Consider the following 26,391-nt stretch of genomic DNA (forward strand, 5'->3'; position numbering starts at 1 on the left):
CGAACATGGCCCGGCGGGTCGTGTTCGATACGGTCATGCATAAGTGGAACGATGGAATGAAAGACTGGCGCGGCGCAGGTCGTACCGGGCGCAACGATGCCATCCCGAGGTCGGCGGGCCCGGTTTCACAGGCAAGCCCAAGACTGAACGGGAGGGCTTTCGCCGACGCAGCCGCAGCCGCTCCTTGGCTAGCGCATCCGCACCTGAAGCGCGGGGGCCTCCGGCATGCCATCCTGATCGGCAATGCGCGTCGCGCCCAATCCTCCCTCCCACTTGGCCACTACCGCGGTGGCGAGGCCGTTGCCGACCACGTTGGTCGCCGTGCGCCCCATGTCGAGGAATTGATCGATCCCGAGGATCAGCAGGATGCCGGCTTCCGGCAGGTGAAACATCGGCAGGATGGCGGCGACCACGACCAATGAACCGCGCGGGACCCCGGCCATGCCCTTGCTGCTCACCATCAATACCAGCAGCATGGTGATTTGCTGCGCAAACGACATGTCGATGTTGTAGGCCTGGGCGACGAACAATGCGGCAAATGCCTGGTACATCATCGAGCCGTCGAGATTGAATGAGTAGCCCAGCGGCAGCACAAACCCGGTGATCTTGTTATCCACGCCGAATTTTTCCAGCTGCTCCATCGTCTTCGGATAGGCGGCTTCGCTGCTGGCGGTTGAAAAAGCCAGCATGATCGGCTCCTTGAGCAGCTTGAGCAAGGTGAAGACCGAGCCGCCCAGGAACAGATAGCCGACGCCGATCAGCACCGCCCACAGCGTGGCGAGTCCTGCATAAAATCCGCCCAGGAACTTGGCGTAAGTCGTGAGTACGCCAAAACCCTGCACCGTAATGACGGCGGCGATGGCGGCAAATACGCCGACCGGCGCAAAGCGCATCACGGCATCCGTGACCTTCAACATGACGTGCACCAGGCCGTCGATGGCCGTGGTCAGTGTTTTTGCGGTTTCGCCTTTGAGGGATGCCAGGCCAAAGCCGAAAAACAGCGAGAACACCAGGATCTGCAAGATTTCGTTTTTCGCCATGGCGTCGACGAAACTGCTCGGGAAGACGTGCGTGACAAAGTCTTTCAGATGAAAGCCGCTGGTATTCAATTGGGTGGCGGCGCCCAGTTCCGGCAGCGGCAGGTTGAGCGCATGGCCGACCTGCAGGACGTTGACAAACAGCATGCCCAGGGCCAGGGAAATCAGGGAAGCGGTCACAAACCAGCCCAAGGCCCGCATGCCGATACGGCCGACCGAGCTGCTGTCTTTCATGCCCGCGATACCCGACACCAAGGTGCCGAACACCAAAGGCGCGATGATCATCTTGATCAGCCGCAAAAACACATCGGTGACGATCGAAAAGTAACCGGCGATTTCTTTCGCTGCCGCAGCGTTCGCAGCGCTGAGGTTGCAGAGGTAGCCGACGATAATACCCATGACCATCGCGAGGAGGATCCAGGTGGTGAGTCTATTTTTTTTCATGATGTTTTGTCTCCTGAGTGCTTCGGATTCAGAAACCCGGGGCGCTTGAGCGCCTCTGATCGGGAGTCTCGCCAGGCTGCAGCCTGGTCTATTTTCTTTGCTGCGCCGCTGAAAAATTACACCAGATTCAGAGGCGCAGGACGGGTCAGCACTTCCGGCTTGAGGATTGCGTCAAGCTGCAGCCTGGACAGCAAGCCCTTGCTCAGCACGATTTCATAGACGCTGCCGCCGCTGGAGTGCGCCTCCTGCGCCACCGCTGTCGCGTTGGCGTAGCCGATGTACGGGTTGAGTGCGGTCACAATGCCGATCGAGTTTTCTACCGAGGCGCGCAGGTGCTCCTTGTTGGCGGTGATGCCCTTGACGCAGCGCTCGGCCAGGGTCAGGCAACCGTTGCGCAGATGGCTCACGCTCTTGAACAGGCTGTGCGCGATGATCGGCTCAAAGGCGTTGAGCTGCAGTTGCCCGGCCTCGGCCGCGAAGCTGACGGTGATGTCGTTGCCGATGACCTCGAACGCAATCTGGTTCACCACCTCCGGAATGACCGGGTTGACCTTGCCCGGCATGATGCTGGAGCCGGCCTGCATGGCGGGCAGGTTGATCTCGCCGAAGCCGGCACGCGGACCGCTGGACAGCAGCCGCAAATCGTTGCAGGTCTTCGAGAGTTTGATCGCGACCCGCTTGAGCACGCCGGACAGTTGTACGAAAGCGCCGCAATCCTGGGTCGCTTCGATCAGGTTGGGCGCGGTGACCAGCGGAATGCCGGTGATCTCCTTGAGGCGCTTCAGGATCAGCGGCGCGTAATCGGGATGCGCGGTAATCCCGGTGCCGATGGCGGTGGCGCCCATGTTGATCTCGCAGATCAGCAGGGCGGCCTCGCGCAGCCGTTCCTCGTCTTCGCCGAGCATCACCGCGTAGGTGCTGAATTCCTGGCCAAGCGTCATCGGCACCGCATCCTGCAACTGCGTGCGGCCCATCTTGAGCACGTCCTTGAACTCTTCCGCCTTGGCTTCGAATGCGCCCCGCAACACAGCCATCGCATCCACCAAACCCAGGATGCCGAACCAGGTGGCGATCTTCAGGGCGGAGGGATAGACGTCGTTCGTGCTCTGGCCGATGTTGACCTGCTCGTTCGGATGCAGGTGTTGATACAGGCCCTTCTTGTGTCCCAGCAGTTCCAGGGCGCGGTTGGCGATCACCTCGTTGGCGTTCATGTTGGTGGAGGTGCCGGCGCCGCCCTGGATCACGTCGACCACGAACTGGTCGTGCAGCTTGCCGTCGAGCAGCTCCGCACAGGCCATGACGATGGCGTCGCAACGCACCTCGTCGAGCAGTCCGAGCTCTTGATTGGCGCGCGCTGCGGCCTGCTTGATGCAAGCCAGCGCCTTGATCAGTTCGGGGTAGATCGAGATCGGCGTGCCGGTGATCGGGAAGTTCTCCAGGGCGCGCAAAGTGTGCACGCCGTAGTAGACATCGGCAGGGACTTCGCGATCGCCCAGAAGATCGTGTTCGGTTCTGAATAGTCCGGTAGTCATCGTCATTTTCCTTGTGCAAGGTAAGGGAGGGGATGAGTACGAGCGTATAGAACAACTTCTGGCAGCGCGAACGGGATGCGGTTTTGTCATAACGGCACACGGTTTGAGCATACCCATCGCGGTCGATAGATTGCATGTTGCGAATTCGGAATAACGCGCCCCGAATTTTGCATAACGCGACGGGGTTTCGAGACCTGTCGCAGCACCGGGCGGGTGTACTATGTGCCATACACCACGCGTACTTTTAATGCTGATCCGACCGTCCTATGGAAACCAAATGGCTTGAAGATTTTCTGTGTCTGGCGGAGACGCGCAGCTTTTCCCGCGCTGCGGCGGACCGTCACATCACCCAGTCGGCGTTCAGCCGCCGCATCATGGCGCTGGAGGAATGGCTGGGCATGAGCCTGGTGGATCGCAGCGTGCATCCGCTGACCCTGACGTCGGCCGGCTGGCTGTTCCGCAAACTCGCCGCCGATCTGCTGCGCGACGTGTATGCGGCGCGCACACTGCTCAACGGCCATCAGCCGCTGGCCGACGCTACCAAGGTGGTCCAGTTCGCGGTCGCCCACACGCTGGTGTTCACCTTCTTCCCGAACTGGCTGAAACGTTTGCAAGACGGCTTCGGTCCCCTGACCGCGCGCGTACTCGCCGTGAATGTGCCGGAAGGCGTCCAGCAACTGGTCGATGACGACTGCGACATCCTGCTGGCCTATCACCATCAACAATTGCCGATTCTCCTCGACACCAACCGCTTTCCTTTCCTGTTGCTGGGCGTCGAGCGCATCCTGCCGTTCTCGGCACCGGACAAGCAGGGTCTCCCGATCTTTCGCCTGCCCGGCACGCGCGCCGATCCCTTGCCGCTGATGGCCTATTCGTCCGGTGCATTCCTGGGCAATGTGGTCGAAATGATGCTGCTCAACTCGCCTGTACCCTACAACCTGCGGCGCAGCTTCGAGACCCACATGTCCGAAGCGCTGAAGGCGATGGTGGTGGCCGGCCACGGCGTCGGCTGGCTGCCCGAGAGCTGCGTCATCGACGAGGTGCGGGAAGGCCGGCTGGTGATGGCCGGCCCCGCCGAGTGGGCTACCAACCTCGAAGTGCGCCTGTACCGGTCGTCGGCCAACACCAAGCCGGTTGTCAAAGAGCTGTGTTCCTTTATTAGCCGCGAACTGTCGAACTCACCGATGAGCTTCGGCACCGCGGCTTGAGAGCGCTGGTTCGGCATACCTGCGTTCGACGGTGTTATCGCGAGGCGCAGGTATAACTTTGCGCCAGGTTGATGTTGCCTGAGCCTTTGTACTTGGGCCATCCTGGGTAATCGCATAAGGGACGTGTACGGCCCGGTACGCCAGCGGTATCGGCTACGACCTGCTGCGGTGGGACGATTCCCTTTTCCACCCAGTTTTCAAGGGTGGTGAGCGAATCCCAAGCAGCATTGAACACACTGCTTGCCACATGGCCGTAGCCCGGAATCTCATAGAAGCGCATGAAATTGGCAACCTTGGCCGCACCCATGGTATTGCGGACGCGATCGTAGTATTGCTCAGTAGCTCTGGTGCTTACCAGCGCATCATGCGATCCATGCGCCATCAGGATCTTACCGCCTTTGTTCTGGAATGCCGACAGGTCGGTTTGGTTAATATCCTGGATGCCGCTCAGTTCGACAATCCGCGATTGCAACGCGCCGGGGTTCTGCGGATCCAGTTCCAGGGAATTGAAATTGGGATTGCGCGTCACAAAATACTTTATCCATTGGTCCCAGAAGGTGCTGCCGTATGGAGGACTGGTAGTTGCAGTGATCGGCGGCATCGGGTTTGCCGGCTGCTGCGTGCCCAATGATAGGGTGAGAACAGTTGGCTGTAGCGGGCTAGTCCCTGGAATGCCGAAATCCGTACCCCAGGTATTGAAACCCGGATACGTGGTTTCGCCGCTAGCCAATGGGTAATTCAGCACAAGCGGAGTATCGATAACATTGAAAGATGCGATCTGCGCGTCAGAAAGACAGGTATCGCCAGTGTCGGTACCATCGACGCAGCGTATTGGCACGCCGTTCAGGGTTGCCGTTGCAGGATTGAAGCGCTCGTTGCAGGCTTTCGCGTTGCTAATCAGGCCGTCGCTTACGCCATCGAGCATGTCGCATGCAGCAAGGGCCGCATCGTATAGCACCTTGCGCTTGGCCCGGTTAGGATAAGCGCCTGGCTGGGCGAGTTGTCGCGTGATCCGTCCGAATTGCAGATCCAAAGTGGCGGCATTCCAGGCCGGATACAGAACGATTGCACCATCAAAGTCTTGTGGCCATTTCTGCACCACAATCAAGGCTTCGCGGCCTCCTGTAGATCCGCCAGCGAAATAGGTTCTTTGAACGGTGTTGGCATAGCGAGTCTTGATAATTGCAATCGCTGTGTCGCGGGTTTTCTTTAAGGCATCCCCCGAAAAGTTTTTAAGTGCCTCTTCATTCACTCCGAACGTACCATCGCGGCTACCGTTCGCATTGGCCTGATGTCCGGAATCGCTGCCAAAGGTCGCATAGCCGCGCCCGAGCGGCACCTGCTTGTCTGTGGGGCCCGCTGGAACGTTACCGATGCCTTGAGCAATCGTTCCGTTGTATCCACCGCCTCCAAACATCATTGCCTTGCCGTTCCAATTCGCAGGCAGGTTTATCTGGAATTGGATTTTCGGCGCCTTTGTGTCAACGGGATTGATATTGCCAAGCACTTTGCAATATTCGCCGATTGCTGAAGACTCTGTTCCGCTCGCGGGAATGACTTGTGTGCCGGTAACTGAGGCTCCAGTGGTCGGTAAGCCAATTGATGCGGCGGGAATCGCCATGCCGTTCAACTGGTCGCAGGTCATGGCTGTTTGAATTGGCGGGAGAGGATTGTCATTGCGGACTGTCCCGCATCCAGTGAGGCCCAGGCCTGCGACTACAGCTACCGTCAAGAATGGCGCGGAAAATTTACTGGCGTGCATTTTCATCGATGCTTTCCAATATTTTAATTCTTGCCATTGTCGCATTTTTATAACACGGTAAGCCAGGACCCGGTCGGACTCAGGAATGCGTAGGATGCCTCATCATAGAAGGCTGGGATGCAATCCCAGCCTACATTTTTTATGTTTTTCGTCGATAAACTATTTGCTGCGGCCAATCACTACGCCTACCAGCAAGCCGATAGCAGCCGCAACGCTGACTGCTTTCCATGGATTGTCACCGACGTATTCATCGGTCACCTGCGCTGCATACTTACTCTTTGCGACCGCTTTTTGGGTGACTTTCGGCAGTTCCGATCTGGCTGTCTGCAACGTCGATTTCAATTTCTCGCGCGCCAGCTTGTAGCGGCCTTCACGGTTATCCTCTGTGGTGTCCAGCAAATTTTCAGCATCCTGGATAACAGCATTCAGGCCACCGGCCAGATTGTTGCGCGCTTCTTTTACGGATTCATTATTGATAGCCATGATTTACTTCTTTCAGGTGGGTGAACAAGTGGGAAAAAATGATGTTGTATTGCTCGCATAATGCATAGTCCAGCACCGCGCGATTACTTCCACGCCCTTATTGAATACGAAATCAAACATCCGCCAAAAATCAGGAATTTGCCTGGATAAACTCGCCAATTTTCGGACAAATCACTTCGCGCCAGCGACGGCCGGAGAAAATGCCGAAATGGCCGCAATCCGGCGCCACGAAATCCTGTTTCATCGCGTCCGGAATGCCGCTGCACAGCGCGTGCGCCGCTTGCGTCTGGCCGGGGCCGGAGATGTCGTCCAGCTCGCCTTCGACGGTAAACAGCGCAACGCTGGTGATGTCCTGCGGACGCACCAGCTTGCCGCCCACTTCCCAGGTGCCGCTCGGCAGGCGGTATTCCTGGAACACGGTCTGGATGGTTTCCAGATAATATTCGGCCGGCATATCGAGAACGGCATTGTATTCGTCATAGAACTTGCGGTGCCCGGCGGCCGATTCGTTATCGCCTTGCACCAGGTGTTGATAAAATTCCCGGTGGCTTTGTGCATGCCGGTCCGGGTTCATCGCCACGAAACCGGCGTGCTGCAGGAAGCCGGGATAGACCTTGCGCCCCTGCCCCGGATAGTTGCCCGGCACGCCGTAGATCACGGTGTTCTCAAACCAGGCATACGGTTTTTTCGTCGCCAGGTCGTTCACCTTGGTCGGCGATTTGCGCGGGTCGATCGGGCCGCCCATCATGGTCATTGTCTTGGGGAGTTGCGGATCGCCGGCGCTGGCCATCAGGGAAATTGCCGCCAGCACCGGCACCGTCGGCTGGCAGACCGAGATCACATGCAGGTCGGGGCCGAGCAGGCGGATGAAATCCTGCACATAGTAAATATAGTCGTGCAAGTGGAACGCACCGTCGGACAAGGGCACCATCCGGGCGTCGGTCCAGTCGGTAATGTAGACATCGTGGTGTGGCAGCAAACCGCGCACGGTATCGCGCAAGAGCGTGGCGTGGTGCCCGGACAGCGGCGCCACCAGCAAGACTTTCGGCTGTTGCAATGCGGCAGGCGCGCTATCGCTCAAGACCTTTTTGAAGTGAACCAAGGTACAAAAAGGCTTTTTGAGAACCACCTCCTCGGCGATCGCTACGGATTGTCCGTTGACGACGGCGGCGTCAATCTCGAATCGCGGTTTTTCGTAATCCTTGCCAAGCCGGTACATCAACTCGTACCCGGCCGCAATGCGCTGCGCAAACGGTGCGTGCGCCAGTGGCGAGAGCGAATTGGTCAATAATCTGGTGGACATTTCTGCCGCTTGTATCCATGGTCTCAGAAAAGAACGACTCAGTTCGTGCAATTGATACAGCATGGTGTCTCCTGTCAGGTTGTTCCGAGAATATGACTTGCCTCCATCTTCTTAGTTTTCTAGCAAGAAACTAATCGACAATCCAGCGCGGTCGGAACAATTAACAGCAAGGGACATGCCCGCTGCAGGCAACAGGGCGCATTCTTTCTAAGTACTTGTGTCAGCGAATATTTTATGGGAGGAAAATTGCGCCAACGGTCTTCGCGCGTCCCGAAATCGGGACAGACACGCTGATTTCAGTATGACTTTTCAGACCTTTGCTTGCCTTGCGGCAATACTTTCGAATACCTTGTGCGCCACTGACGGAAGGCTGACAATATGATGATCGGAACCCCGCATTACCGTTGAGACAGATCCCATCAGCAGCAGCGTCCGGATGCCAAGCAAAATGAAATCGCCATGCAGTTTTACCGACCGCGCAACGGCGGCAGTTGCACTCGCTGCAGCATTGCAGCGCTACCGTGGCCGCAATCCCTTGATTCTCGCGATACCGCGGGGCGCGGTGCCGATGGGAAGAATCATCGCCGGGCAGTTGGGCGGAGAGCTCGATGTGGTTCTGGTGCATAAGCTGAGCGACCCGTTTAATCCGGAATTTGCAATCGGTGCCATCGATGAAACCGGCTGGGCCTACCTGGCGCCCTACGCGGCGGACATACCGGATGCGACCGGCAGTTATCTTGCGCAGGAAAAACGCCATCAACTGGAAGTTCTGCAGCGCAGGCGGGTCCAATACACGCACTTGAAACAGCCGATCGATCCGGGCGGCCGGATCACGATTGTGATCGATGACGGCCTGGCGACCGGCGCCACCATGATCGCCGCCTTGCATGCCACGCGCGCAAAAAATCCCGCCAAACTGATCTGCGCGATACCGGTCGCGCCACCGGAAACCCTGGCTGTCATCAAGCCGCTGGCCGACGTCGTGGTCTGCCTGTGCGCACCCGACAATTTCATGGCCGTCGGACAGTTCTACGGCACGTTTCCGCAAGTCGACGATAGGGAAGTGATGCAGGCACTGGCCGCGCCCTGACTTGATTAACGCTGCATCCTGCAGGCCCGCAGGCAAAAGGAGTCGCCATGCATCCACGCATCAAAATCATCACGCTGGGCGTCAGCGATCTGGAGAAGTCGCTGGCCTTTTACCGCGACGGTCTGGGTTTGCCGACGGAAGGAATCATCGGCACCGAGTTTGAGGACGGCGCCGTCGCCTTCTTCAACCTGAACGACGATCTGATACTGGCGCTGTATCCGAAGATTGCGCTGGCCAAGGATGCAAAAATCCCGGTGAGTCCGCCGAGCCCGGCGGAATTCAGTATCGGCCACATCGTCAAATCCAGACAGGAAGTCGATGCTGTCATGCAGCAAGCAGAAACAGCGGGCGCCCGCGTCACCGACCCTGCGCACGAGCGCTTCTGGGGCGGGTACTCCGGGTACTTCCAGGATGTAGACGGCCACCTGTGGGAAATCGCCTGGAATCCCGCGTGGGAAGTGAAGGAATAGATGTCATAGCGCATCGTCGTTGGCGTGATCCGGCGCCGTATGTTAGTGGTGTGCGGCCACTTGGAAACTGACCCGGATGCCGCTGTCGGGCCGAGTCAGCCCCTCTGACAAAAGCCTCGCGTCAAAACGACGAGCACTGGAAGAAACCGTGATTCCCGAAACAGGTCGTCGTCGGGTAGCGTTCGACGTTGTTTTTCGTGTCCAGACGCAGCACGCAATCGCGCCACTGGTTGGATTCGGTTTTATATCCCAGCCGGTCACAGGCCGGGCCATAAACACGCATCATTTGATCGACATCGCGTTGCGCCTGAGCGGAGCGTTCGGCCTCGGTCGCGCAGCCGGCAAGCATGGCGGCCAGGACCAGGAACATGAGTGTGCGCATAACAGTCTCCTTCTTTTTCCGGTAACCGTTAGAGCCGTTCAGTGACCGCCAAGTTTTGCGCAAGGTGTAAGAAAATGTGTGCGCGGACTGGCCGGCTCATGCACAGTAATGCTTGCGCTGAGCTTCGACTATTTTTAAAGCCCCCTCCCAGGTTAACTGCACAATTCCCAATTCCTCATCTTTTTCAAATTGCTGCGCGACATGCTCGCAGATCTCCGGGATTGGGGAAATCAACTCTTCGCCCGTACTAAGAATCTGCATCTGGGCTTGGCATGCCCGCTCAAGCATGTAGATATTTTGAAAAGCTTCTGCCAGGGACTTGCCGCCAACGATGATGCCGTGGTTACGCAGGATCATGGCGTTTAGCTGGCCCAAAGAGGACACTAGTCTGGCACTCTCGGCCGCGTCATCTATGAGGCCGGCATAATCATGGTAAGCCAGGCGCTTATAAAATTTTAGTGCATGCTGGCAAATAGGCTGCAGTCCTCTTTTCTGAGTTGAGACTGCTATGCCGGCCGCAGTATGGGTGTGAATCACACAGTGAAGATCTTCTCGTGCGGCATGAATGGCGGAGTGAATGACGACACCAGGCGCATTGATACGATGCCCGGGATAGTGCTCATCTATTAATTCTCCTTGATAATTTACCTTGACCAGGTCGCTGGCCCGCATGTGCTCGAACAAAGCCCCATAGCGATTGATCAGGAAGATGTCTGGCGCATTCGGCAAACGCAGGGATATGTGCGTGTCGATCAAATCTGTCATGCGAAAATAAGCGAGCAGCCGATATAGCGCGGCCAACTCGCAGCGTGCTTTCCACTCTTCCAATGTCATGCTTTCAGGTTTATTTATCAGGAAGTTTTCGTCTGCTTCTGCCGTTAGTGGACTGGCCTGGTTCATGCTGCAATTCATTTTTCCGCTCCCGTAAAATTTGTGGCTGAGAGAGGATTCTGTTGGAAAATGTCCAACAAAAGAATCGCTGAAGGCAAAAAATCACTTCATCGTTTTATGAACTATCTTTCCCGTCGCTTCCGCCCCGCTTATTTGAGGTGGTTCTGACCGGATTGCCCCATCTGAATTTGCAGCAAGTCGAGAAACGCCTGGATCAACAGGTCGCGGGAGCGCGCTCTGCGCTGAACGAAACAGAACGGCGCTTGATAGCTAAAGGTCTCGGGCCTCAATGCCTGCAAGCGCGGGCTATTGACCCAGCTCTGCGCGTAGTGTCCGGGCAGGTAACCGATATAGCTGCCAGACAGAATCAGAATCAATTCCGCCTCCATGCTTTCGGCCGTGGCGCCGGCGTGCTTGAAGCCGTGTCGCGCCAGTTCCGCCTGACTCCAGTAGCCACGCCCGATCATGCGTTGCTGCGTGATGAGTTCGACTGGCGCATCCTTCAGGTCAAACAAGGGGTGCAGGTCACTGCAATACAACCAGTGCTGCTCGCGGTATAGCGGTCGATAAACGAGGCCGTTCATGCGGTGCGGAAAGGCGCCAATCGCCACGTCGAGCCGGTTTTCCAGAACGCCCATCTGCAGCTCGTGCGGGCCGTGTACCTGCAAATGGACATGCACGGCGGGGTACTCGCGACTGAATGCGCCGATGATCGATGCCAAAGGCAGCGCCGGGTCGCTGACCGTTGAGTCGAGTACGCCCAGGTTGAGTTTCCCGCGCAATTCCCCCTTCAATGCGGCGGCATAGTCTTCAAAACCCGCAAACTCCCCCAGTAGTCTCAGCGTCTCCTGATGGAACAACTGGCCCTTGCTGGTCAGGCTGAAGCCGCCGCGTCCGCGGTTGCACAAAGTCAGCCCCAGTTGGGCTTCCAGCTGCGACATATAGGTACTGATGGCTGAGGTGGACAGGTTCAGATCCTGCTGGGCGGCAGCAAACCCCTGGTGGCGCACCACGCTGACGAAGATGTTCAGCAGTTTCAGGTCGGTGAAGGGCGCAGGCATGGAATGACCTTGAGGCAGAAACGATGGGATAGATAGTTCAGGAAACGATGAAGTGATTTTTTACATTCAACGATTCTTTCCCGAGGAATTTTCCCACAAAATCCTCTCACTTCCACAAATTTCACAGGAGCAAAAAAATGAGAGTCAAGCTGAAGGTTCTGGTGGCACTGTCGGTACTCGCCGGGGTGTTCGCCGGAGTAGTCGTGCCGGCCCAGGCCGGGGAATGGAAGACGATCCGCTTCGGCCTGGAGGCCACGTATCCGCCGTACGAGTTCAAGACGGCCAATGGTGAACTGCAGGGATTCGACGTCGACCTGGGCAACGCGCTCTGTGCCGCGCTCAAGGCGCGCTGCGTATGGGTAGAGAACGAGTTCGACGGCTTGATCCCGGCGCTGCAGGCCAAGAAGTTCGATGCCGTCAATTCAGCGCTCAGCATCACCGAGAAGCGCAAGACGCAGATGGACTTCACCGATCCGCTCTATCTTGTGCCGAACCGCCTGGTCGCCAAGACCGGCAGCGCACTGCTACCGACCGCGGCCGCGCTGAAAGGCCGGCGGATCGGGGTATTGGGCGGCTCGATCCATGAGGAATACGCCAAGCACGACTGGGCCGGGCACGGGGTGGAGGTGGTTTCCTACCAGGATCAGGAGCAGATCTACGCCGACCTGATTGCAGGCCGACTGGATGCGACATTCGTAGACGCTGTATCCGCCGACAACGCCTTTATCAGGCAGGCGCGGGGCAAGGGCTTTGCCTTCGCCGGGCCGGCGGTCAAAGATCCGCTACTCGGCATCGGGCGGGGAATTGGCGTGCGCAAGCAGGACAAGGACCTGACCGCGGCGCTCAATCTGGCGCTGAAGCGCCTGAAGGCGGACGGCACCTATGATCGGCTGACGAAGAAATATTTTGGCGACGTGGATGTTTCTATCCACTGAATGCATGGCGGACCCCGGGCGACGTGATCGAATTGGAATAAGACGATGGACATGAAAACTCTTATCAAGGTCCGGGTAGAGGCCATTGTGGCCGAAACCGACCGCATCAAGCGTTTTATCCTGCGACCGGCAGAACGCGCGGAATTTCCGGACTTCGCCCCGGGCGATCACATATTCGTGGTCTTGCCGAACGGGCTGCGCCGTCCTTATTCCCTGTGTTCCGATCCATTCGATACCAGCCTTTGGGAGTTCGCGGTTTTGCGCAAGGAAGCGGGGTTGGGCGGTTCCGTTTGCCTGCATGATCGGATTCTGGCCGGCGACAGTTTGCTCGTGACGTATCCGCAACGCGGCCTGGGACTTAGCCGTAACACGGATAAGCACATCTTTGTCGCAGGCGGCATCGGTATCACGCCCTTCATCCCGATGGTCCATGCACTGGGTCGCGAGGGCCGGGCTTTCGAGTTGAACTATTGCGCACGGGCGCCTGAAGCAGCGACCTTTGATCGCGTCCTGTCAACCCTCTCTGCACATGGCGTCCTGCACCGTTGGTATGGGTCTGGCCACGGCGGCCACCTGGATCTTGTCGCCCGGTTTGCGGTGCCTGAACCGAACACGCATCTCTACTGCTGCGGCCCCGCAGGCATGATCGACGCTTTCCTGGCGGCAACCCGGGCCTGGCCGCCAGAGGCCGTGCATGTCGAACGATTCATTGGCCCGGAAGCGGAACAGGCCCGGCATGGGGACGCCTTCGACATCAAGGTCGCCTGGACCGGTGATCTTGAAGAACTTCAAGATCAACCTTAGCAATAAGTTGACCGTAGCATCATCGCCGGTAACACAACGGCTGCCCTCCCTTGCGCGAGTAGTTAACACGTGTGCGGGCCGCTTCAATAGGAGGATTTTATGTTGTTCGAAGGATATGGCTCGCTCATCGTGGCGGGCACATGGGTGACTGTCAAGCTTGCCGTGGCATCGCTTGCCGTGGCGGTTTTGATCGGGCTATGCGGTGCGCTGGCAAAGCTGTCTGCGAACCGCTTCGCCCGCCATGCAGCGGCTCTCTATACAACGCTGATTCGCGGCGTGCCCGATCTCGTATTGATGCTGCTGCTGTTCTATAGCCTCCAGATCTGGCTGAACCGTCTGACCGACTATCTGAACTGGACCCAGATGAATATCGACCCGTTCATCGCTGGCGTCACCACGCTGGGTTTCATCTACGGCGCGTACTTTACCGAGACATTTCGTGGCGCGTTCCTGGCCGTGCCACGCGGCCAGCTCGAAGCCGGACGCGCATACGGGATGTCCGAGAGCACCGTGTTTCGCCGGATCCTGTTCGCGCAGATGATGCGCTTCGCGCTACCTGGCATCGGGAATAACTGGCAGGTACTTGTCAAGGCCACGGCAGTGGTATCGATCATCGGCCTGGCCGACGTCGTCAAGGCTGCGCAAGACGCGGGGAAAAGTTCGTTTCACATGTTCACCTTCGTGCTGCTGGTCGCGCTGATCTATCTCATGTTGACCACCGTATCGACTCTCTTGCTGATGTGGCTTGAACGTCGTTATTCGATGGGCGTGCGGAGTGCCGAATTATGATGGATATCGTCAGCGAATACTGGAGGCCTTACCTGTTTTCGGACGGCTTTCACTTAGCGGGGCTCGTTGTCACGCTGTGGCTGTTGGTGGCGTCGATTGCCATTGGCTTCGTGTTAGCCCTACCGCTCGCAGTGGCGCGCGTGTCGTCGAACCGCTGGGTATCATGGCCGGTGTGGCTGTTCTCTTACCTGATACGCGGCACGCCGCTATACGTTCAGTTACTGCTGGTCTATACCGGCATGTATAGCCTCGATTTCGTGCGGTCGCACGACATATTAAGCAGCTTTTTCCGCGATGGCATGCATTGCACGGTATTCGCGTTCGCGCTAAATACTTGTGCGTACACGACCGAAATATTCGCAGGCGCGATCCGGGCCACGGCATACGGCGAGATCGAGGCGGCCCGCGCGTTCGGCATGTCGAAATTCACGCAATATCGACGCATCATCCTGCCATCGGCGCTGCGGCGGGCGTTGCCGGGCTACAGCAATGAGGTGATCCTGATGCTGCACGCAACCACCATCGCCTTCACTGCCACCGTGCCCGACCTGCTGAAGGTCGCCCGCGACGTGAATTCCGCCACCTATCAGCCGTTCCAGGCGTTCGGGCTGGCGGCGCTCTTGTATCTCACCGTATCGTTCGCATTGGTGTGGGCGTTCCGGCGGGCTGAACGGCGCTGGCTGGTGTTTTTGCAACCGCAGGGAAATTGAGTGCGATGAAGTAAGGAGGCAGCGCACCCGCATTCGGCTGCGCGCCGGCGCTACATGAAAAATGAAAAGGAATCGAAATGAACATGTTATGCGTGCAGGATCTGCACAAACGCTACGGCGACCATGCGGTCCTGAAGGGCGTGTCGATCGCGGCAAAGGCCGGCGACGTCATCAGCATTATCGGCGCAAGCGGGTCCGGCAAGAGCACTTTTTTGCGTTGCATCAATTTTCTCGAACAGCCGAACGCCGGCAAGATCATCGTCGACGGTCACGAGGTGTGCACTGTCGCCGACAAACGCGGCAATCTGCGGGCGGCCGACCCGAAGCAGTTGCGGCATGTGCGCAGCAAACTGTCGATGGTGTTCCAGCATTTCAACCTGTGGTCGCACCTGACCGTGCTCGAAAACATCATCGAGGCGCCCGTTCACGTCCTGAAGCTGCCGCGCGCCGAAGCCATCGAGCGCGCGCGCAACTACCTGGAAAAAGTCGGCCTTGCGCCGCAGATCGAGGGCAAGTATCCGGCCCATCTGTCAGGCGGCCAGCAGCAGCGGGTCGCGATTGCGCGGGGCCTGGCGATGCATCCGGAAGTGATGCTGTTCGACGAACCGACATCCGCGCTCGACCCGGAACTCGTCGGCGAGGTGTTGAAGGTGATGCAAAAACTTGCTGAGGAGGGACGTACGATGATCGTCGTGACGCACGAAATGCGCTTCGCACGGAATGTATCGAGTCAGGTGCTGTTCTTGCATCAGGGACGCACCGAGGAATCCGGCTCACCAGACGAGGTGTTCGGCAAACCCAAAAGCGAGCGCCTTCGACAATTCCTGTCCGGCAGCCTCAAATAGGCTCGTCCATGCCATGGGAACATCGGCGGGGTGAGCGCGAACGACTGTGACGGCCAGCTACCGGACGCATGGCAGACTCACTCAGCGCCAGTCATGTTTTCAGCTAATGCGGCAAAGGCCACGCAAGCCGCACTTTGATAAGCGCCCTTCCGGCGTAGCAGCGCAACGGTGCGATGCGGTAAGGCGGGCCTTAGCCGGACCTCCTGAAGCGCAGCGTTTTCACGTGTGATGGCATCGGGAAGTATCGTCGCAAGACTGCCACGACGGACAATCTCGACAATCGCATTGATGGTATTCGCTTCAATGACGATTTTTGGGGAAATCCCCTGCTTCTGAAGATACGCATCGACATAGGTCCGCGTTGCAAAATCAGCGGTTAACAGCGCCAGCGGTTCCCGTTCCAGGTCGCTGGGGGTGATCGCTGCCGAACGCTGCGCCAACGGGTGATCGACGCCGACCACAACGCTGAGCTTTTCAACAAATAGGGGATGGCAATCTATCTCTGCAGAGCGCACGTTACTGAAGGCAATACCAAGATCGACCTGGTCCGCGGCCAGTGCCGATTCGATGGTATCCAGGGGCATTTCAACGATGTGGAGAGCGATACCGGGATAGCGGGCGTTGAAACGCGCGATCAGCGGTCCTACCAGGTAAGACGTAAAGGTCGGCGTCGTTGCCAAACGGAGCGTGCCGCGCGTCAGGTCGCGCACATCATGGATGGCGCGCTCGCCCGCTTCCAGCTCTCTCAAGGCCCTGCGCGCATAGTCGATGTAGGCCTCGCCGGCATCGGTAGCGCGCACCGCTCTGCCGGTGCGATCCAGTAACTGCACTCCAAGCCCCTCTTCCAGCTGTCTGATCTGCTGCGACAGGGTTGGCTGCGAAACATGGAGCGCTTCGGCGGCACGCGTGAAATTGCGATGTTCTGCCACGGCGAGAAGGTAGCGGATATGGCGTAATAGCATGCTTGATAACTATAGGTATTTATTATGGAGTTGATTGTATATCGGTCTTGGACCCAATACCTGAATCGCTTCATCATGGCGTCATTGCTTCATCACACAAGGAGAAACGCCGTGAATTCCATCGTCGAAGGGGTCTTGAAATTTCAGCAGAATGCTTTCCCGGGAATGTCTGCCCTGTTCAAACAACTTGCCACCACCCAGAGCCCGAGCGCGCTGTTCATTACCTGTTCGGACAGTCGGGTCGTCCCTGAATTGCTGACGCAGCAAGATCCGGGCGATATCTTTGTGATTCGCAATGCGGGCAACATCGTCCCATCCTATAGCGCCGCGCCGGGCGGCGTGACCGCCTCGGTCGAGTATGCGGTCGCCGCGTTAGGCGTCACCGATATCGTGGTCTGCGGACATTCGGATTGCGGCGCCATGACGGCCATCGCCAGCTGCAAGTGCCTGGATCACATGCCCGCTGTGGCCGGCTGGTTGCGCCACGCGGACTCGGCCAAGGCAGTCAATGCAGCGCGCACCCACATCTCTCCTGCGGCGCGCGTGAGTTCGATGGTGCGCGAAAACGTCATTGCGCAACTGGCGAATATCAAGACCCATCCGTCGGTGGCGCTGGCGTTGGAACAAGGCCGGCTGAATCTGCATGGCTGGGTCTACGACATTGAAACAGGCGCCATTGTGGCGCTGGATGGCGCGAGCAATCGCTTCGTCTCATTGGCGGAATTTCCACACACTATTGCTACGCGTAGCGCTTTGGCCGTTCTGGCTGCTTGATCGTCTCACCCTCACTGAAAAAGGAAAATACCATGCAACAATCCAACGCTTATCAAGATCCCCGCCTTGCGCTCAGCGCCCGCGTGATCGCCGCCAAGGCGCTGAAGGACCTGTCCTGGAAGGAGCTCTCCACAGGTACCGGCCTCAGTATTGCGTATGTCACGGCTGCGCTATTGGGACAGCACGCGTTGCCGAAGGAAGCCGCTGCCATCGTGTGCGCACGCCTCGGGCTTGATGCCGTAGACGCAGCGCAGCTGCAAGCGATTCCAATGCGCGGCAGTATCGCCGGCGGCATTCCAACCGATCCGACCATCTACCGATTCTACGAGATGATCCAGATCTACGGCACTACCTTGAAGGCGCTGGTGCACGAAGAATTCGGCGATGGCATCATTAGCGCGATTAACTTCAAGCTGGATCTGAAAAAAGAAGAAGACCCGGAAGGCGGTTCGCGCGCGGTAATCACGCTGAATGGCAAATTCTTGCCAAACAAACCGTTCTAAGGAAGGCTCCCCGGCCCACGCGATTTTTTCCGCGTGGGCCGATTTTCGGCCAATCAGCCAACAGGCCTGTTTCAACAGTCCGCTGTATCGCAGCTTGTAATATGGACACTGGCTGACGGAAGCCGTTGTCGATCTATTGAATACGCCCGCATAATGGCGTCAGCACTGTCAGGCAACTCGGCAGCCCCCATGTGCGGCTTGATTTTTCGATCGGACTGCCATTCATGAAAATTCCCGCTCCCCACGCGCGCCAGGCAATACTGCTCGCACGCCGCAACCAGAAAATGGCGCGTTCACCGCACGCCTATGTACGTGGCAACACCGCCCGGTATTACGACTGGCTGCACAGCCAGCGCGGTCATGCCCTGCCGCATGGGCCTGCGATCTGGATTTGCGGCGACTGCCACCTTGGCAACCTCGGCCCGCTGGCCGACGCCGATGGACATATCGATGTGCAGATACGCGACTTCGATCAGACGCTGGTCGGCAATCCTGCGCATGATCTGGTCCGGCTCGGCCTGTCGCTCGCCGCCGCCGCACGCAGCTCGAACCTGCCAGGTGTCGTCACCGCACAGATGCTCGAACACCTGATGGAGGGTTACGAACTGGCCCTCGGCACCAGCGCAAAGCGCATCGCCATGCAGCAACCCGATTTGGTCAAGGTCGTCATGCGCGGCGCGGACAAGCGCTCATGGAAACAACTCGCCAGGGAACGGATTGTCAATACGCAGCCGAAAATTCCGCTGGGAAAGAATTTCTGGCCGCTGTCAGGATCCGAGAAAACCGGCATCGCGGCATTGTGTGAAACGCGGGAAATGCTGGCGCTGGTCACTGCACTGAAATCCCGCGATGACGATGCCAAGGTCGAGGTATTGGATGCAGCCTACTGGGTCAAAGGTTGCAGTTCCCTGGGGCTGCTACGCTACGCTGTGTTGTTAAGCGTGGACGGCGACGAGAATTGCCTTATCGACATCAAACAAGCCGTACATGCAGCGGCTCCCCGTTATCCGCACGTCAGCATGCCACGCGACAACGCCAGGCGTGTGGTGGAAGGCGCGCGCCAGATGTCGCCGGCGTTGGGCGAGCGCATGATCGCGCAACGTTTTCTGGAGCATGGCGTATTCATTCGGGAGCTATTGCCGCAGGACCTCAAACTGGAGATCGGCCAGCTGAGCACGGAAGAGGCGATTCGTATGGCGCGTTATCTGGCCTACGTGGTTGGCTGCGCACACGCCAGGCAAATGGATAACGGGACCCGTAACAGCTGGCGCCATGAATTGAAGCTAAACCGCAGCAAGACGCTCGCCACACCCGGTTGGTTATGGAACAGCGTGGTGCCGCTGATGGCCAGCCACGAGGCCGGCTATCTGGAACACTGCCGCAAATATGCGTTAGGGGTGAATGGCAATTGATGTATCCAACTCCTCGGAGCCCAAGTGCTTGCGCTACTTCTTGGCCTGTGGATCGTCCGCCGGATTCAGATAGTTGATGTCGAACGGACCATCCCCGTTAATTTGTACGACCGTCGCGGTTTTCGTGAATGCATAGTGGTGAACGCTTCCCGGCATGTGATGGAATCCGCCGACCTTCAGCACATGCGCCGATTTCTTGTCCACGGTATCGCTCATCCCCAGATATAGCGCGCCTGACAGTACGGTCAAATTCTCGTCCTTCGTATGAAAGTGCGGCGGCACGACATACCCCGCAGGAAACTTGACGCGGAACGCATAGGGGCCTTCTTTGGAGGGGTCGCCATACAACACCGCAAGCGTCGCGCCCTTTGGGACCGATGGTGGCGCAGCGCCCCATTTCAGATCTTGCGGGTTCAGCAACGTCGGCTCCTCGGCAAACGCTGTCATTGCCATCAAGAGCAACGCTGGAACCAGAAATATGTGCTTCATCGCAACCACCTCTTGTCAGTGATGATTCTTGGCCGAGCTTCGCGCGCGCGGAAATATCTACGCGCACGCTGCCCATCGCTATTACCCGTCGGCTAAAGACCGGTGCAATCCTTCGATCCCGCGTTGTTTCATAATAGGCATCGCCCTGCGGGATTGCAATCTCGTTAAACTTCACGCGGTCCATGAGCCAGGCCGGCCTAGGGCGTTCAGTCGGCGGCCGCTGCATGGCTGCTGCGCCACTCCGTGAAGGTTTTCCATTGCTGCTGCGTCGTCACGGTCATTGCCGTCGCCGCATCCAGCATCTCCGGCACCCAGTCGTCACGTTGGGCGAAGTCAATCAGCGCGTCAGCGCTGGCCGACCCCGAGCGGCCGGACGCGCGGAGTTGATCCCAGGCCAGGTTGCGCCCCATGGTGGCCACGACCTCCTTGAGCCGGTCCAGTTTCTTGCCCCATTCGCCTATGGCCACCCGGTCTTCCGAGGGTTGCAGTCCTTTCAGGATGCAGGGCAGTCCGGCGAGTGTCACCGGCTGGAGAAATGCGTGGTCTACCGCTTGCATCCGTTTCTGAACGGTGACCACCCGGCTGGCCTCGTCCGGCCAAGCCGGCTGCCGGATCCCAAGGCGGGCCAGGTGGGGCGCCAGCGCCGACGGCCTGGCTTCCTTGATGTCAAGCAGATAGTTGCCGTCCGGGGAGCCCTTACCCTCAACCAGCACCACAAAGCGTTCCACGCCAAGGCTGCCGGTGCCTGCGATGCGGCGGCCGACGTCGAGTACCTGGAAAAACCTTGGGTTCTGCTGTGTGGCGGCAAAGCGATCCATGAATTCGGTGACCGTCTGTTTCTGGGAATCAGAGGCTGGCAGCGCCTTGTCGCCATCCAATATCAGCCTGCGCCGCTGGCCTTTGCGGATCGTCCGCTTGTCCAGGAAGGCGGCGCGTTCGCGGCCTTGCAAGGTCGTCAACAGCGCATTCACGAGTCCGCTGCAGGTTTCCCGCTCAACCCAGAGAGGCTTGCCGATGACGAGCGCGCTGCGGTAGGCATCCAGGCAGCTTTGACTGACGGCCAACGCTTCGGCGCGGGTCGCATGGAGGACGTCGGCCCCGCACTGGATGCTGGTCAGCAGGCGCACCATGTCCCAGCTGGCGGGTGCCAGGGCGGCCTCATCGTAGTCATTGATGTCGAAATACACCAGCCGATTGTCGCCCTTGTAGCTGCCGAAGTTCTCGAAATGCAGATCGCCGCAACACCAGGTCAGAGGCGCCGCGCGGAACAGCGCTGTGTCCGGCAGCGCGCCGTAGAATAAATGACAGCTGCCGCGCAGGAAGATGAAGGCGTTCTGCGCCATCTTGGCGTACTTCATCGCCAGACGCTCGGCATCGCGGCCCGCGTTATTGCTATTTATGGCATCGATGATGGCGGAGGAGCGCTGAGAGGGGTGCTTGGTCATTTTGGCGATCCGATCAATAGGTGTCCGCAGCCAATCCTATACAAGCCGACGTCCTTTGGCTAGCTTGCCGGCGAGCAAATTCACCGGTTCCGGAGCTCTGGACACACCTCGCGAAAACGCTCATTATCCTAGCAGCCTGTTGCCCTCAGTGACCGGCGTACCAGGAAATACAATTGATTGAAGCCTGATCGGATGCTTGCGGAAAAGCAATCGCTTGCCATGACAGGCATATCCAAAAAAAAGTTTACTGACATTGTCGATTTGGCCGACGCTCGTTCGTCGTGTAGATAGAGCGTGAATTTACCCGGGGCAAGCCCGGCTCTGCACCACCAACCAAAAGGAGAACACCATGATCAAGTCACAAGTAAAACCTGTTCCAGAAGGAATGCGCACAGTGACGCCGCACCTGGTTTGTGCCGGCGCGGCCGAGGCCATTGAGTTTTACAAAAAGGCATTCGGTGCGGTGGAATCGGGACGCATGCCGGGTCCGCCGGGAAAACTGATCCATGCGCAGATCCGCATCGGCGATTCGGCGCTCATGCTGGTTGATGAATTTCCCGACTGGGGGTGCTTGGGACCGAAAGCGCTGAAAGGTTCGCCGGTCACGATCCACCTGTATGTCGACGATGCCGACGCGACCTTCGAACGTGCGGTCGCTGCCGGCGCGAAGGTCACGATGCCGCTGGAGGATATGTTCTGGGGCGATCGTTACGGCAAACTCGAAGACCCGTTTGGTCACCAGTGGTCGGTCGCCACGCACGTGCGCGACGTGAGTCCGGAGGAAATGCAACAGGCGGCGCAGAAAGCATGCGGCTAAACAATGAGTGGACTGTCCGACAGCTATCTGCGGATACCTGTCGGACACCGCAACCTTAAGGAGTCATTACCATGCGATTCATGTTATTGGTCAAAGCCAGCCAGGATTCAGAGGCCGGCGTGATGCCGAGCGAGCAACTGCTTACCGACATGGGGAAGTACAACGAAGAACTGGTAAAGGCCGGCGTACTGCTCGCGGGCGAAGGCTTGCATCCCAGTTCCAAGGGCGCGCGCGTCACGTTCTCCGGCAGCCAGCGGAGCGTGGTTGACGGCCCGTTCGCCGAGACCAAGGAGCTGGTCGCCGGCTTCTGGCTGATCCAGGTAAAGTCGAAGGAAGAGGCGATCGAATGGGTCAAGCGCTGTCCCAACCCAATGGCAGGGGAGTCCGAAATTGAAATCCGCCAGGTGTTCGAAGCGGAGGATTTCGGGGCCGCGCTCACGCCAGAACTGAGGGAGCAGGAGGAGCATCTGCGCGCTCGGGCAGCACAGCAACAGCAGCAGTAAACCCGAAACCACAAGGAGAGATGGCAATGCGATTCATGATCCTGCGCCGGGCCGACGCAAGCACGGAGGCGGGTGTGCTCCCGAGTGCAGACCTGTTGAACGCGATGGCGCGCTACCACAAGGAACTGGCGCAAGCCGGGGTGCTGCGTGCGAGTGAGGAATTGCATCCCAGCGCCAGGGGGGCGCGCATCGCATTTCCCGGCGCTCAGCCTGGCGTGACCGACGGGCCGTTCAGCGCGCCGCAAGAGCTGGTCGCCGGTTTCTCGATCATCGAGGTGAAGTCAAAGCAGGAAGCGATCGAATGGGCCAAACGCTGGCCGCTGGTCGACGGCAACGGCGAGGTCGAGCTCGAAATTCGCGAGACCGGATGCTCCGGCGGCGTGGCCGGATTCGACGAGCCGGAAACGGCCGCCGGCGCAAGCCAGAATCCGGAGGGGATCCGGTTCATGGTCCTGCTGAAGGCCGACAGAAATTTCGAGGCGGACGTTATTCCCGACCGCCAGCTGCTGGCCGCGATGGACAAGTACAACCAGGAAGGCGCGCAAGCCGGGGTAATACTGGCAGGCGAAGGATTGCAACCGAGCGCCAAGGGAGCGCGGGTCAAGTTCTCGGGAGGCAAACCGACCGTCATCGACGGCCCGTTCACCGAGGTCAAGGAATTGATCGCCGGCTTCTGGCTGATTCGGGTGAAGTCGAAACAGGCGGCCATCGAATGGGCCAGGCACTATCCGTATCCGCTCGGCCCGGAGGCAGAGGTCGAAATCCGCCAGGTGCTTGAGGCGCAGGACTGCGGCGCCGCGTTCACGTCTGAACTCAGGCAAGCACATCGCTGATTGCTCGCCGTGACGACGTCCGCTACCCATCGCGTGATCGAGGCGGTCTGGCGGATCGAATCCGCCAGGATCATCGGCGCGCTGGCGCGTATGCTGCGCGATGTCGGTCTGGCCGAGGAGCTCGCGCAAGATGCGCTGGTCAGCGCTATCGAGCGCTGGCCGCAGTCCGGCATTCCGGACAACCCGGGCGCCTGGCTGATGACCGTGGCCAGGAATCGTGCGCTCGACTTGCTCCGCCAAAGCAAGCTGCACCGCTGCAAGGAAGCAGAACTCACGCGTGAGATCGAGGCGCAGCTGGAGGCCGCCGCCCCGGATCTCGATGCTGCATTCGCCAATGACATCGACGACGACATCGGCGACGACCTGCTGCGTCTGGTGTTCATCGCCTGTCATCCGGTGCTCTCGCCCGAGGCGCGGGTGGCGCTCACGCTACGCCTGCTCGGCGGCCTGACCACCGATGAGATCGCCCGCGCCTACCTGGTGCCGGAGCCCACCGTGGCCCAGCGCATCGTCCGGGCCAAGCGCACCCTGGCCGAGGCCCGCGTCCCGTTCGAAATCCCCGGCGCAGACCAGCGCGCCAGCCGTCTGGCGTCAGTGCTCCAGGTGCTCTACCTGATCTTCAACGAAGGCTATTCGGCCACCGCCGGTGGCGACTGGATGCGCCCTGCGCTGTGCGAAGAGGCGTTGCGCCTCGGCCGTATCCTGGCCGAGCTGACGCCGCAGGAGCCGGAAGTCCACGGCCTCGTCGCGCTGATGGAAATCCAGGCCTCGCGCACACGGGCGCGGATCGGCCCGGCGGGGCAGCCGATCCTGCTGCTGGATCAAAACCGGGCGCGCTGGGACCAGCTCCTGATCCGGCGCGGTCTGGCCGCGCTAGCGCGCGCCGAGCAGCTTGGCGGCGCCTTCGGCCCGTACGCGTTGCAGGCCGCGATCGCCGCCTGTCACGCGCGCGCGCGTGCCGCCGCTGACACCGACTGGGCCCGCATCGCGGCACTCTACGACGCGCTCGCCCAACTCGCGCCGTCACCCGTGGTGGAGTTGAATCGTGCGGTCGCCATCGCGATGGCGTTCGGCCCGGCCGCGGGTCTCGAACTGGTCGATGCGCTGAACGCGGAGCCGGCACTCCAGGCCTACCATCTGTTGCCGAGCGTGCGCGGCGACCTGCTGGCCAAGCTCGGCCGCTTCGACGAGGCCCGCGTCGAATTCGAACGCGCGGCGGCGCTCACGCGCAACACCCGCGAGCGCGAACTGCTGCTGACGCGCGCACTGGCATGCGCGGGCGGCGCCATGCCGCCCGCGTGACGCAATTTGTGCGGCAATCTCAAGCCACGTTATACTGCCGTGTTCAAGTCCAATCGGTTCATCTCGTGTCCAACGACCCTCTAAAAAAACCTGACGTGCCGACAGAGGAATACGATTTCTCGGAACAGGTCGGCCATCTGTTGCGGCGCGCATACCAGCGTCATGTGGCCATTTTTCAGCAGACCATCCCCGACTCTCAGCTGACCGCAGCGCAATTTGTCGTGTTGTGTGCAGTACGCGACCGCGAACCGTGTTCGTTAAGCGACATCATCAAACCGACGGCAATTGATCAAGCCACGATCCGGGGCATCGTCGAGCGCCTGAAATTACGCGAATTGATCGCCGTCGCGCACGATCCCCAGGACCGGCGCAAGGTGCTGGTCACGGTGACGCCGACCGGACACGCGTTAATCGAACAAACGATTCCGTTCGCCCACCTGATTTCGGAGCGTACTTACGGCGGACTCAATCCGGCGGAACGGGTTGCCATCATGTATCTGTTGCGAAAAATGAGTCATTTCGATGGGAACGAGGCGGATTGACGGCGTTATAGTGATTTTGTAAAGAAATCGTAACTTGAATGGGCATCCGGATTTGGCTGTGTTTTTCCCATCCGGAACAGGCAAATGTTCAACGAGCCTAAAACCGGATTTCCGTGTTGCTAATACGACTCTGTTCAACTATGATAAATCCGGATTTCATTGTGGGAATTGCCCGTGAATCACATTGACCATGACACCGAGGAAGCCGTCCGCCGCTTCCTCGCCTTGATCGCCGACCGTTACGAGTTGGCCGGCGCGATTGTCTATGGCAGCCGGGCGCGCGGCACACACCGCCCGGACAGCGACGCCGATGTCGCGGTGCTGCTGCGGGGCGAACATCAAAGGATTCTGAGAACAGCGCTGGCAATGGCCGATGCCGCCTTCGACGTGCTGCTGGAAACCGGCGTCAACATCTCGCCGCTGCCAGTGTGGCTCGACGAATGGGAGCACCCTGAGAACTACTCCAATCCAGCCTTGCTTCACAACATCGCCAAAGAAGGGGTTCGACTGTGAAGGCGGACGATTTAATGGCAAAGGCCGCGCAGGCAGCCGCCTCGGCCAGGGTGCTACTTGATACGGGCGACGCCGATGGCGCATGCAATCGCGCCTACTACGCCATGTTCGACGCGGCTCGTGCCGCACTGCTGATAGCAGGCCGAGACCTTCGTTGCCGCCATGCGTGCCGAATTCATGCCGAGCAACTCCAATAACGACAACCGTGGGGTGAGACCATGAACAACGATATCTTTCTTTTCCTCCTTGCTGCGCTCGTCGTGCTGCCGGGATGGCTCATCGTGAGACTCGAACAGCGGCATCAACGTCCATTGTCGACCTTCAGAAAATCCGATATGGATGCCGCTTCAAGTTTGCGCCGAGGCACCGGCCGTGAGGCGATCAAGAAGAAACCGTAATACGAATTGCCGGTGTTCGAGTGGTCACTCGCCCGCCCGCCGAAGAACTACGGGGCGGACATATCCACACTGATCGCATTGCTGGAGTTCAGCAAGCTATGATCACTCAAGTACAGCCAAATCCGGATACCCTTTTGAATCGGGAGAGCTCT

30 protein-coding genes are annotated in these 26,391 nt (G+C 59.0%); 19 read left to right on the top strand and 11 right to left on the bottom strand.

Going from position 1 to position 26,391, the window contains the following annotated elements; all coding sequences use genetic code 11:
- Positions 1-188 precede the first annotated feature (188 nt).
- Positions 189-1,481 (bottom strand): dicarboxylate/amino acid:cation symporter, encoded by a 1,293-nt coding sequence (locus AC3CHX_RS26275; RefSeq protein WP_488630885.1) that lies wholly within the window; start codon positions 1,479-1,481, stop codon positions 189-191.
- Positions 1,482-1,597: 116 nt separating this feature from the next.
- Positions 1,598-3,013 (bottom strand): aspartate ammonia-lyase, encoded by a 1,416-nt coding sequence (gene aspA, locus AC3CHX_RS26280; protein WP_488630886.1) that lies wholly within the window; start codon positions 3,011-3,013, stop codon positions 1,598-1,600.
- Between the two features lie 266 nt (positions 3,014-3,279).
- On the opposite strand from aspA, the gene AC3CHX_RS26285 reads away from it, so the two are divergent.
- On the top strand, positions 3,280-4,221 hold the full coding sequence (locus tag AC3CHX_RS26285; RefSeq protein ID WP_488630887.1) for a LysR family transcriptional regulator: 942 nt from the start codon (positions 3,280-3,282) through the stop codon (positions 4,219-4,221).
- Positions 4,222-4,255: 34 nt separating this feature from the next.
- Here the strand turns inward: AC3CHX_RS26285 and AC3CHX_RS26290 are convergent, their stop codons facing one another.
- The 3 genes from AC3CHX_RS26290 to AC3CHX_RS26300 form a co-directional block, all read right to left on the bottom strand.
- Positions 4,256-5,989, bottom strand: coding sequence for a tannase/feruloyl esterase family alpha/beta hydrolase (locus AC3CHX_RS26290; protein WP_488644940.1), 1,734 nt, complete (start codon positions 5,987-5,989; stop codon positions 4,256-4,258).
- A gap of 153 nt (positions 5,990-6,142) precedes the next feature.
- The gene (locus AC3CHX_RS26295; RefSeq protein WP_488630888.1) at positions 6,143-6,466 is read right to left on the bottom strand and encodes an ElaB/YgaM/YqjD family protein; all 324 of its coding nucleotides are present in this window, start codon (positions 6,464-6,466) and stop codon (positions 6,143-6,145) included.
- Positions 6,467-6,596: 130 nt separating this feature from the next.
- Complete coding sequence (locus tag AC3CHX_RS26300; RefSeq protein ID WP_488630889.1) at positions 6,597-7,832, bottom strand: polyhydroxyalkanoate depolymerase; 1,236 nt, start codon at positions 7,830-7,832, stop codon at positions 6,597-6,599.
- 373 nt (positions 7,833-8,205) lie between these two features.
- On the opposite strand from AC3CHX_RS26300, the gene AC3CHX_RS26305 reads away from it, so the two are divergent.
- Together AC3CHX_RS26305 and AC3CHX_RS26310 are read left to right on the top strand one after the other, a co-directional pair.
- A complete protein-coding gene (locus AC3CHX_RS26305) occupies positions 8,206-8,859 on the top strand; it encodes a phosphoribosyltransferase (RefSeq protein ID WP_488630890.1) in 654 nt (217 codons plus the stop codon).
- A gap of 47 nt (positions 8,860-8,906) precedes the next feature.
- Positions 8,907-9,329, top strand: coding sequence for a VOC family protein (locus tag AC3CHX_RS26310; protein WP_488630891.1), 423 nt, complete (start codon positions 8,907-8,909; stop codon positions 9,327-9,329).
- A gap of 121 nt (positions 9,330-9,450) precedes the next feature.
- On the opposite strand, the gene AC3CHX_RS26315 is transcribed toward AC3CHX_RS26310, so the two are convergent.
- The 3 genes from AC3CHX_RS26315 to AC3CHX_RS26325 form a co-directional block, all read right to left on the bottom strand.
- On the bottom strand, positions 9,451-9,711 hold the full coding sequence (locus tag AC3CHX_RS26315) for a hypothetical protein (RefSeq protein ID WP_488630892.1): 261 nt from the start codon (positions 9,709-9,711) through the stop codon (positions 9,451-9,453).
- Positions 9,712-9,807: 96 nt separating this feature from the next.
- Positions 9,808-10,611 (bottom strand): class II aldolase/adducin family protein, encoded by an 804-nt coding sequence (locus AC3CHX_RS26320; RefSeq protein WP_488630893.1) that lies wholly within the window; start codon positions 10,609-10,611, stop codon positions 9,808-9,810.
- A gap of 140 nt (positions 10,612-10,751) precedes the next feature.
- Positions 10,752-11,663 (bottom strand): LysR family transcriptional regulator, encoded by a 912-nt coding sequence (locus AC3CHX_RS26325; protein WP_488630894.1) that lies wholly within the window; start codon positions 11,661-11,663, stop codon positions 10,752-10,754.
- Between the two features lie 137 nt (positions 11,664-11,800).
- Here AC3CHX_RS26325 and AC3CHX_RS26330 point away from each other — a divergent pair, with 137 nt between their 5' ends.
- From AC3CHX_RS26330 to AC3CHX_RS26350, 5 genes are all read left to right on the top strand, one after another.
- The gene (locus tag AC3CHX_RS26330; RefSeq protein WP_488630895.1) at positions 11,801-12,598 is read left to right on the top strand and encodes an ABC transporter substrate-binding protein; all 798 of its coding nucleotides are present in this window, start codon (positions 11,801-11,803) and stop codon (positions 12,596-12,598) included.
- 51 nt (positions 12,599-12,649) lie between these two features.
- Entirely contained in the window at positions 12,650-13,402 is a 753-nt protein-coding gene (locus AC3CHX_RS26335) for a ferredoxin reductase (protein WP_488630896.1), read from the top strand.
- A gap of 99 nt (positions 13,403-13,501) precedes the next feature.
- Positions 13,502-14,191 carry an ABC transporter permease gene (locus AC3CHX_RS26340; RefSeq protein WP_488630897.1) on the top strand — a complete coding sequence of 230 codons (690 nt, stop codon included), beginning with the start codon at positions 13,502-13,504 and terminating at the stop codon, positions 14,189-14,191.
- Complete coding sequence (locus AC3CHX_RS26345; RefSeq protein ID WP_488630898.1) at positions 14,188-14,901, top strand: ABC transporter permease; 714 nt, start codon at positions 14,188-14,190, stop codon at positions 14,899-14,901. Before AC3CHX_RS26340 ends, AC3CHX_RS26345 begins: the two co-directional genes overlap by 4 nt.
- A 77-nt stretch (positions 14,902-14,978) precedes the next feature.
- Positions 14,979-15,746: an ABC transporter ATP-binding protein gene (locus tag AC3CHX_RS26350; RefSeq protein ID WP_488630899.1), complete on the top strand. Its 768-nt coding sequence runs from the start codon at positions 14,979-14,981 to the stop codon at positions 15,744-15,746.
- A 77-nt stretch (positions 15,747-15,823) separates the two neighbouring features.
- On the opposite strand, the gene cynR is transcribed toward AC3CHX_RS26350, so the two are convergent.
- The gene (cynR, locus tag AC3CHX_RS26355) at positions 15,824-16,708 is read right to left on the bottom strand and encodes a transcriptional regulator CynR (RefSeq protein WP_488630900.1); all 885 of its coding nucleotides are present in this window, start codon (positions 16,706-16,708) and stop codon (positions 15,824-15,826) included.
- A 165-nt stretch (positions 16,709-16,873) separates the two neighbouring features.
- Between cynR and AC3CHX_RS26360 the strand changes: the two genes are divergently transcribed.
- From AC3CHX_RS26360 to AC3CHX_RS26370, 3 genes are all read left to right on the top strand, one after another.
- The gene (locus AC3CHX_RS26360; protein ID WP_488644941.1) at positions 16,874-17,482 is read left to right on the top strand and encodes a carbonic anhydrase; all 609 of its coding nucleotides are present in this window, start codon (positions 16,874-16,876) and stop codon (positions 17,480-17,482) included.
- A 32-nt stretch (positions 17,483-17,514) separates the two neighbouring features.
- On the top strand, positions 17,515-17,985 hold the full coding sequence (cynS, locus tag AC3CHX_RS26365; protein WP_488630901.1) for a cyanase: 471 nt from the start codon (positions 17,515-17,517) through the stop codon (positions 17,983-17,985).
- Between the two features lie 224 nt (positions 17,986-18,209).
- Positions 18,210-19,397 (top strand): DUF2252 family protein, encoded by a 1,188-nt coding sequence (locus tag AC3CHX_RS26370; RefSeq protein WP_488630902.1) that lies wholly within the window; start codon positions 18,210-18,212, stop codon positions 19,395-19,397.
- 33 nt (positions 19,398-19,430) lie between these two features.
- Here the strand turns inward: AC3CHX_RS26370 and AC3CHX_RS26375 are convergent, their stop codons facing one another.
- Together AC3CHX_RS26375 and AC3CHX_RS26380 are read right to left on the bottom strand one after the other, a co-directional pair.
- Entirely contained in the window at positions 19,431-19,886 is a 456-nt protein-coding gene (locus AC3CHX_RS26375; protein WP_488630903.1) for a cupin domain-containing protein, read from the bottom strand.
- A gap of 206 nt (positions 19,887-20,092) precedes the next feature.
- Positions 20,093-21,331, bottom strand: coding sequence for a DUF2252 domain-containing protein (locus AC3CHX_RS26380; RefSeq protein ID WP_488630904.1), 1,239 nt, complete (start codon positions 21,329-21,331; stop codon positions 20,093-20,095).
- Between the two features lie 349 nt (positions 21,332-21,680).
- Between AC3CHX_RS26380 and AC3CHX_RS26385 the strand changes: the two genes are divergently transcribed.
- The 8 genes from AC3CHX_RS26385 (at position 21,681) to AC3CHX_RS26420 (ending at position 26,239) form a co-directional block, all read left to right on the top strand.
- On the top strand, positions 21,681-22,148 hold the full coding sequence (locus tag AC3CHX_RS26385) for a VOC family protein (RefSeq protein ID WP_488630905.1): 468 nt from the start codon (positions 21,681-21,683) through the stop codon (positions 22,146-22,148).
- Positions 22,149-22,219: 71 nt separating this feature from the next.
- Positions 22,220-22,651 carry a YciI family protein gene (locus AC3CHX_RS26390; RefSeq protein WP_488630906.1) on the top strand — a complete coding sequence of 144 codons (432 nt, stop codon included), beginning with the start codon at positions 22,220-22,222 and terminating at the stop codon, positions 22,649-22,651.
- 26 nt (positions 22,652-22,677) lie between these two features.
- Positions 22,678-23,484, top strand: a complete 807-nt coding sequence (locus AC3CHX_RS26395) for a YciI family protein (protein ID WP_488630907.1) — start codon at positions 22,678-22,680, stop codon at positions 23,482-23,484.
- Positions 23,485-23,493: 9 nt separating this feature from the next.
- Positions 23,494-24,786, top strand: coding sequence for an RNA polymerase sigma factor (locus AC3CHX_RS26400; RefSeq protein WP_488644942.1), 1,293 nt, complete (start codon positions 23,494-23,496; stop codon positions 24,784-24,786).
- 65 nt (positions 24,787-24,851) lie between these two features.
- On the top strand, positions 24,852-25,328 hold the full coding sequence (locus AC3CHX_RS26405) for a MarR family winged helix-turn-helix transcriptional regulator (protein ID WP_488630908.1): 477 nt from the start codon (positions 24,852-24,854) through the stop codon (positions 25,326-25,328).
- Between the two features lie 174 nt (positions 25,329-25,502).
- Positions 25,503-25,841, top strand: a complete 339-nt coding sequence (locus AC3CHX_RS26410) for a nucleotidyltransferase domain-containing protein (protein WP_488630909.1) — start codon at positions 25,503-25,505, stop codon at positions 25,839-25,841.
- A gap of 14 nt (positions 25,842-25,855) precedes the next feature.
- Positions 25,856-26,038 carry a HEPN domain-containing protein gene (locus AC3CHX_RS26415; protein ID WP_488630910.1) on the top strand — a complete coding sequence of 61 codons (183 nt, stop codon included), beginning with the start codon at positions 25,856-25,858 and terminating at the stop codon, positions 26,036-26,038.
- Positions 26,039-26,059: 21 nt separating this feature from the next.
- Complete coding sequence (locus AC3CHX_RS26420) at positions 26,060-26,239, top strand: hypothetical protein (protein WP_488630911.1); 180 nt, start codon at positions 26,060-26,062, stop codon at positions 26,237-26,239.
- The last annotated feature ends 152 nt before the right edge of the window (positions 26,240-26,391 follow it).

The sequence above is a fragment of the Glaciimonas sp. OK215 genome, assembly GCF_057787885.1.

Bases quoted from the DNA above. Each gene is read 5' to 3' on its own strand.
- AC3CHX_RS26275 (WP_488630885.1), bottom strand. From the start codon at position 1,481: ATGAAAAAAAATAGACTCACCACCTGGATCCTCCTCGCGATGGTCATG.
- aspA (WP_488630886.1), bottom strand. From the start codon at position 3,013: ATGACTACCGGACTATTCAGAACCGAACACGATCTTCTGGGCGATCGC.
- AC3CHX_RS26285 (WP_488630887.1), top strand. From the start codon at position 3,280: ATGGAAACCAAATGGCTTGAAGATTTTCTGTGTCTGGCGGAGACGCGC.
- AC3CHX_RS26290 (WP_488644940.1), bottom strand. From the start codon at position 5,989: ATGAAAATGCACGCCAGTAAATTTTCCGCGCCATTCTTGACGGTAGCT.
- AC3CHX_RS26295 (WP_488630888.1), bottom strand. From the start codon at position 6,466: ATGGCTATCAATAATGAATCCGTAAAAGAAGCGCGCAACAATCTGGCC.
- AC3CHX_RS26300 (WP_488630889.1), bottom strand. From the start codon at position 7,832: ATGCTGTATCAATTGCACGAACTGAGTCGTTCTTTTCTGAGACCATGG.
- AC3CHX_RS26305 (WP_488630890.1), top strand. From the start codon at position 8,206: ATGCCAAGCAAAATGAAATCGCCATGCAGTTTTACCGACCGCGCAACG.
- AC3CHX_RS26310 (WP_488630891.1), top strand. From the start codon at position 8,907: ATGCATCCACGCATCAAAATCATCACGCTGGGCGTCAGCGATCTGGAG.
- AC3CHX_RS26315 (WP_488630892.1), bottom strand. From the start codon at position 9,711: ATGCGCACACTCATGTTCCTGGTCCTGGCCGCCATGCTTGCCGGCTGC.
- AC3CHX_RS26320 (WP_488630893.1), bottom strand. From the start codon at position 10,611: ATGAACCAGGCCAGTCCACTAACGGCAGAAGCAGACGAAAACTTCCTG.
- AC3CHX_RS26325 (WP_488630894.1), bottom strand. From the start codon at position 11,663: ATGCCTGCGCCCTTCACCGACCTGAAACTGCTGAACATCTTCGTCAGC.
- AC3CHX_RS26330 (WP_488630895.1), top strand. From the start codon at position 11,801: ATGAGAGTCAAGCTGAAGGTTCTGGTGGCACTGTCGGTACTCGCCGGG.
- AC3CHX_RS26335 (WP_488630896.1), top strand. From the start codon at position 12,650: ATGAAAACTCTTATCAAGGTCCGGGTAGAGGCCATTGTGGCCGAAACC.
- AC3CHX_RS26340 (WP_488630897.1), top strand. From the start codon at position 13,502: ATGTTGTTCGAAGGATATGGCTCGCTCATCGTGGCGGGCACATGGGTG.
- AC3CHX_RS26345 (WP_488630898.1), top strand. From the start codon at position 14,188: ATGATGGATATCGTCAGCGAATACTGGAGGCCTTACCTGTTTTCGGAC.
- AC3CHX_RS26350 (WP_488630899.1), top strand. From the start codon at position 14,979: ATGAACATGTTATGCGTGCAGGATCTGCACAAACGCTACGGCGACCAT.
- cynR (WP_488630900.1), bottom strand. From the start codon at position 16,708: ATGCTATTACGCCATATCCGCTACCTTCTCGCCGTGGCAGAACATCGC.
- AC3CHX_RS26360 (WP_488644941.1), top strand. From the start codon at position 16,874: ATGTCTGCCCTGTTCAAACAACTTGCCACCACCCAGAGCCCGAGCGCG.
- cynS (WP_488630901.1), top strand. From the start codon at position 17,515: ATGCAACAATCCAACGCTTATCAAGATCCCCGCCTTGCGCTCAGCGCC.
- AC3CHX_RS26370 (WP_488630902.1), top strand. From the start codon at position 18,210: ATGAAAATTCCCGCTCCCCACGCGCGCCAGGCAATACTGCTCGCACGC.
- AC3CHX_RS26375 (WP_488630903.1), bottom strand. From the start codon at position 19,886: ATGAAGCACATATTTCTGGTTCCAGCGTTGCTCTTGATGGCAATGACA.
- AC3CHX_RS26380 (WP_488630904.1), bottom strand. From the start codon at position 21,331: ATGACCAAGCACCCCTCTCAGCGCTCCTCCGCCATCATCGATGCCATA.
- AC3CHX_RS26385 (WP_488630905.1), top strand. From the start codon at position 21,681: ATGATCAAGTCACAAGTAAAACCTGTTCCAGAAGGAATGCGCACAGTG.
- AC3CHX_RS26390 (WP_488630906.1), top strand. From the start codon at position 22,220: ATGCGATTCATGTTATTGGTCAAAGCCAGCCAGGATTCAGAGGCCGGC.
- AC3CHX_RS26395 (WP_488630907.1), top strand. From the start codon at position 22,678: ATGCGATTCATGATCCTGCGCCGGGCCGACGCAAGCACGGAGGCGGGT.
- AC3CHX_RS26415 (WP_488630910.1), top strand. From the start codon at position 25,856: ATGGCAAAGGCCGCGCAGGCAGCCGCCTCGGCCAGGGTGCTACTTGAT.
- AC3CHX_RS26420 (WP_488630911.1), top strand. From the start codon at position 26,060: ATGAACAACGATATCTTTCTTTTCCTCCTTGCTGCGCTCGTCGTGCTG.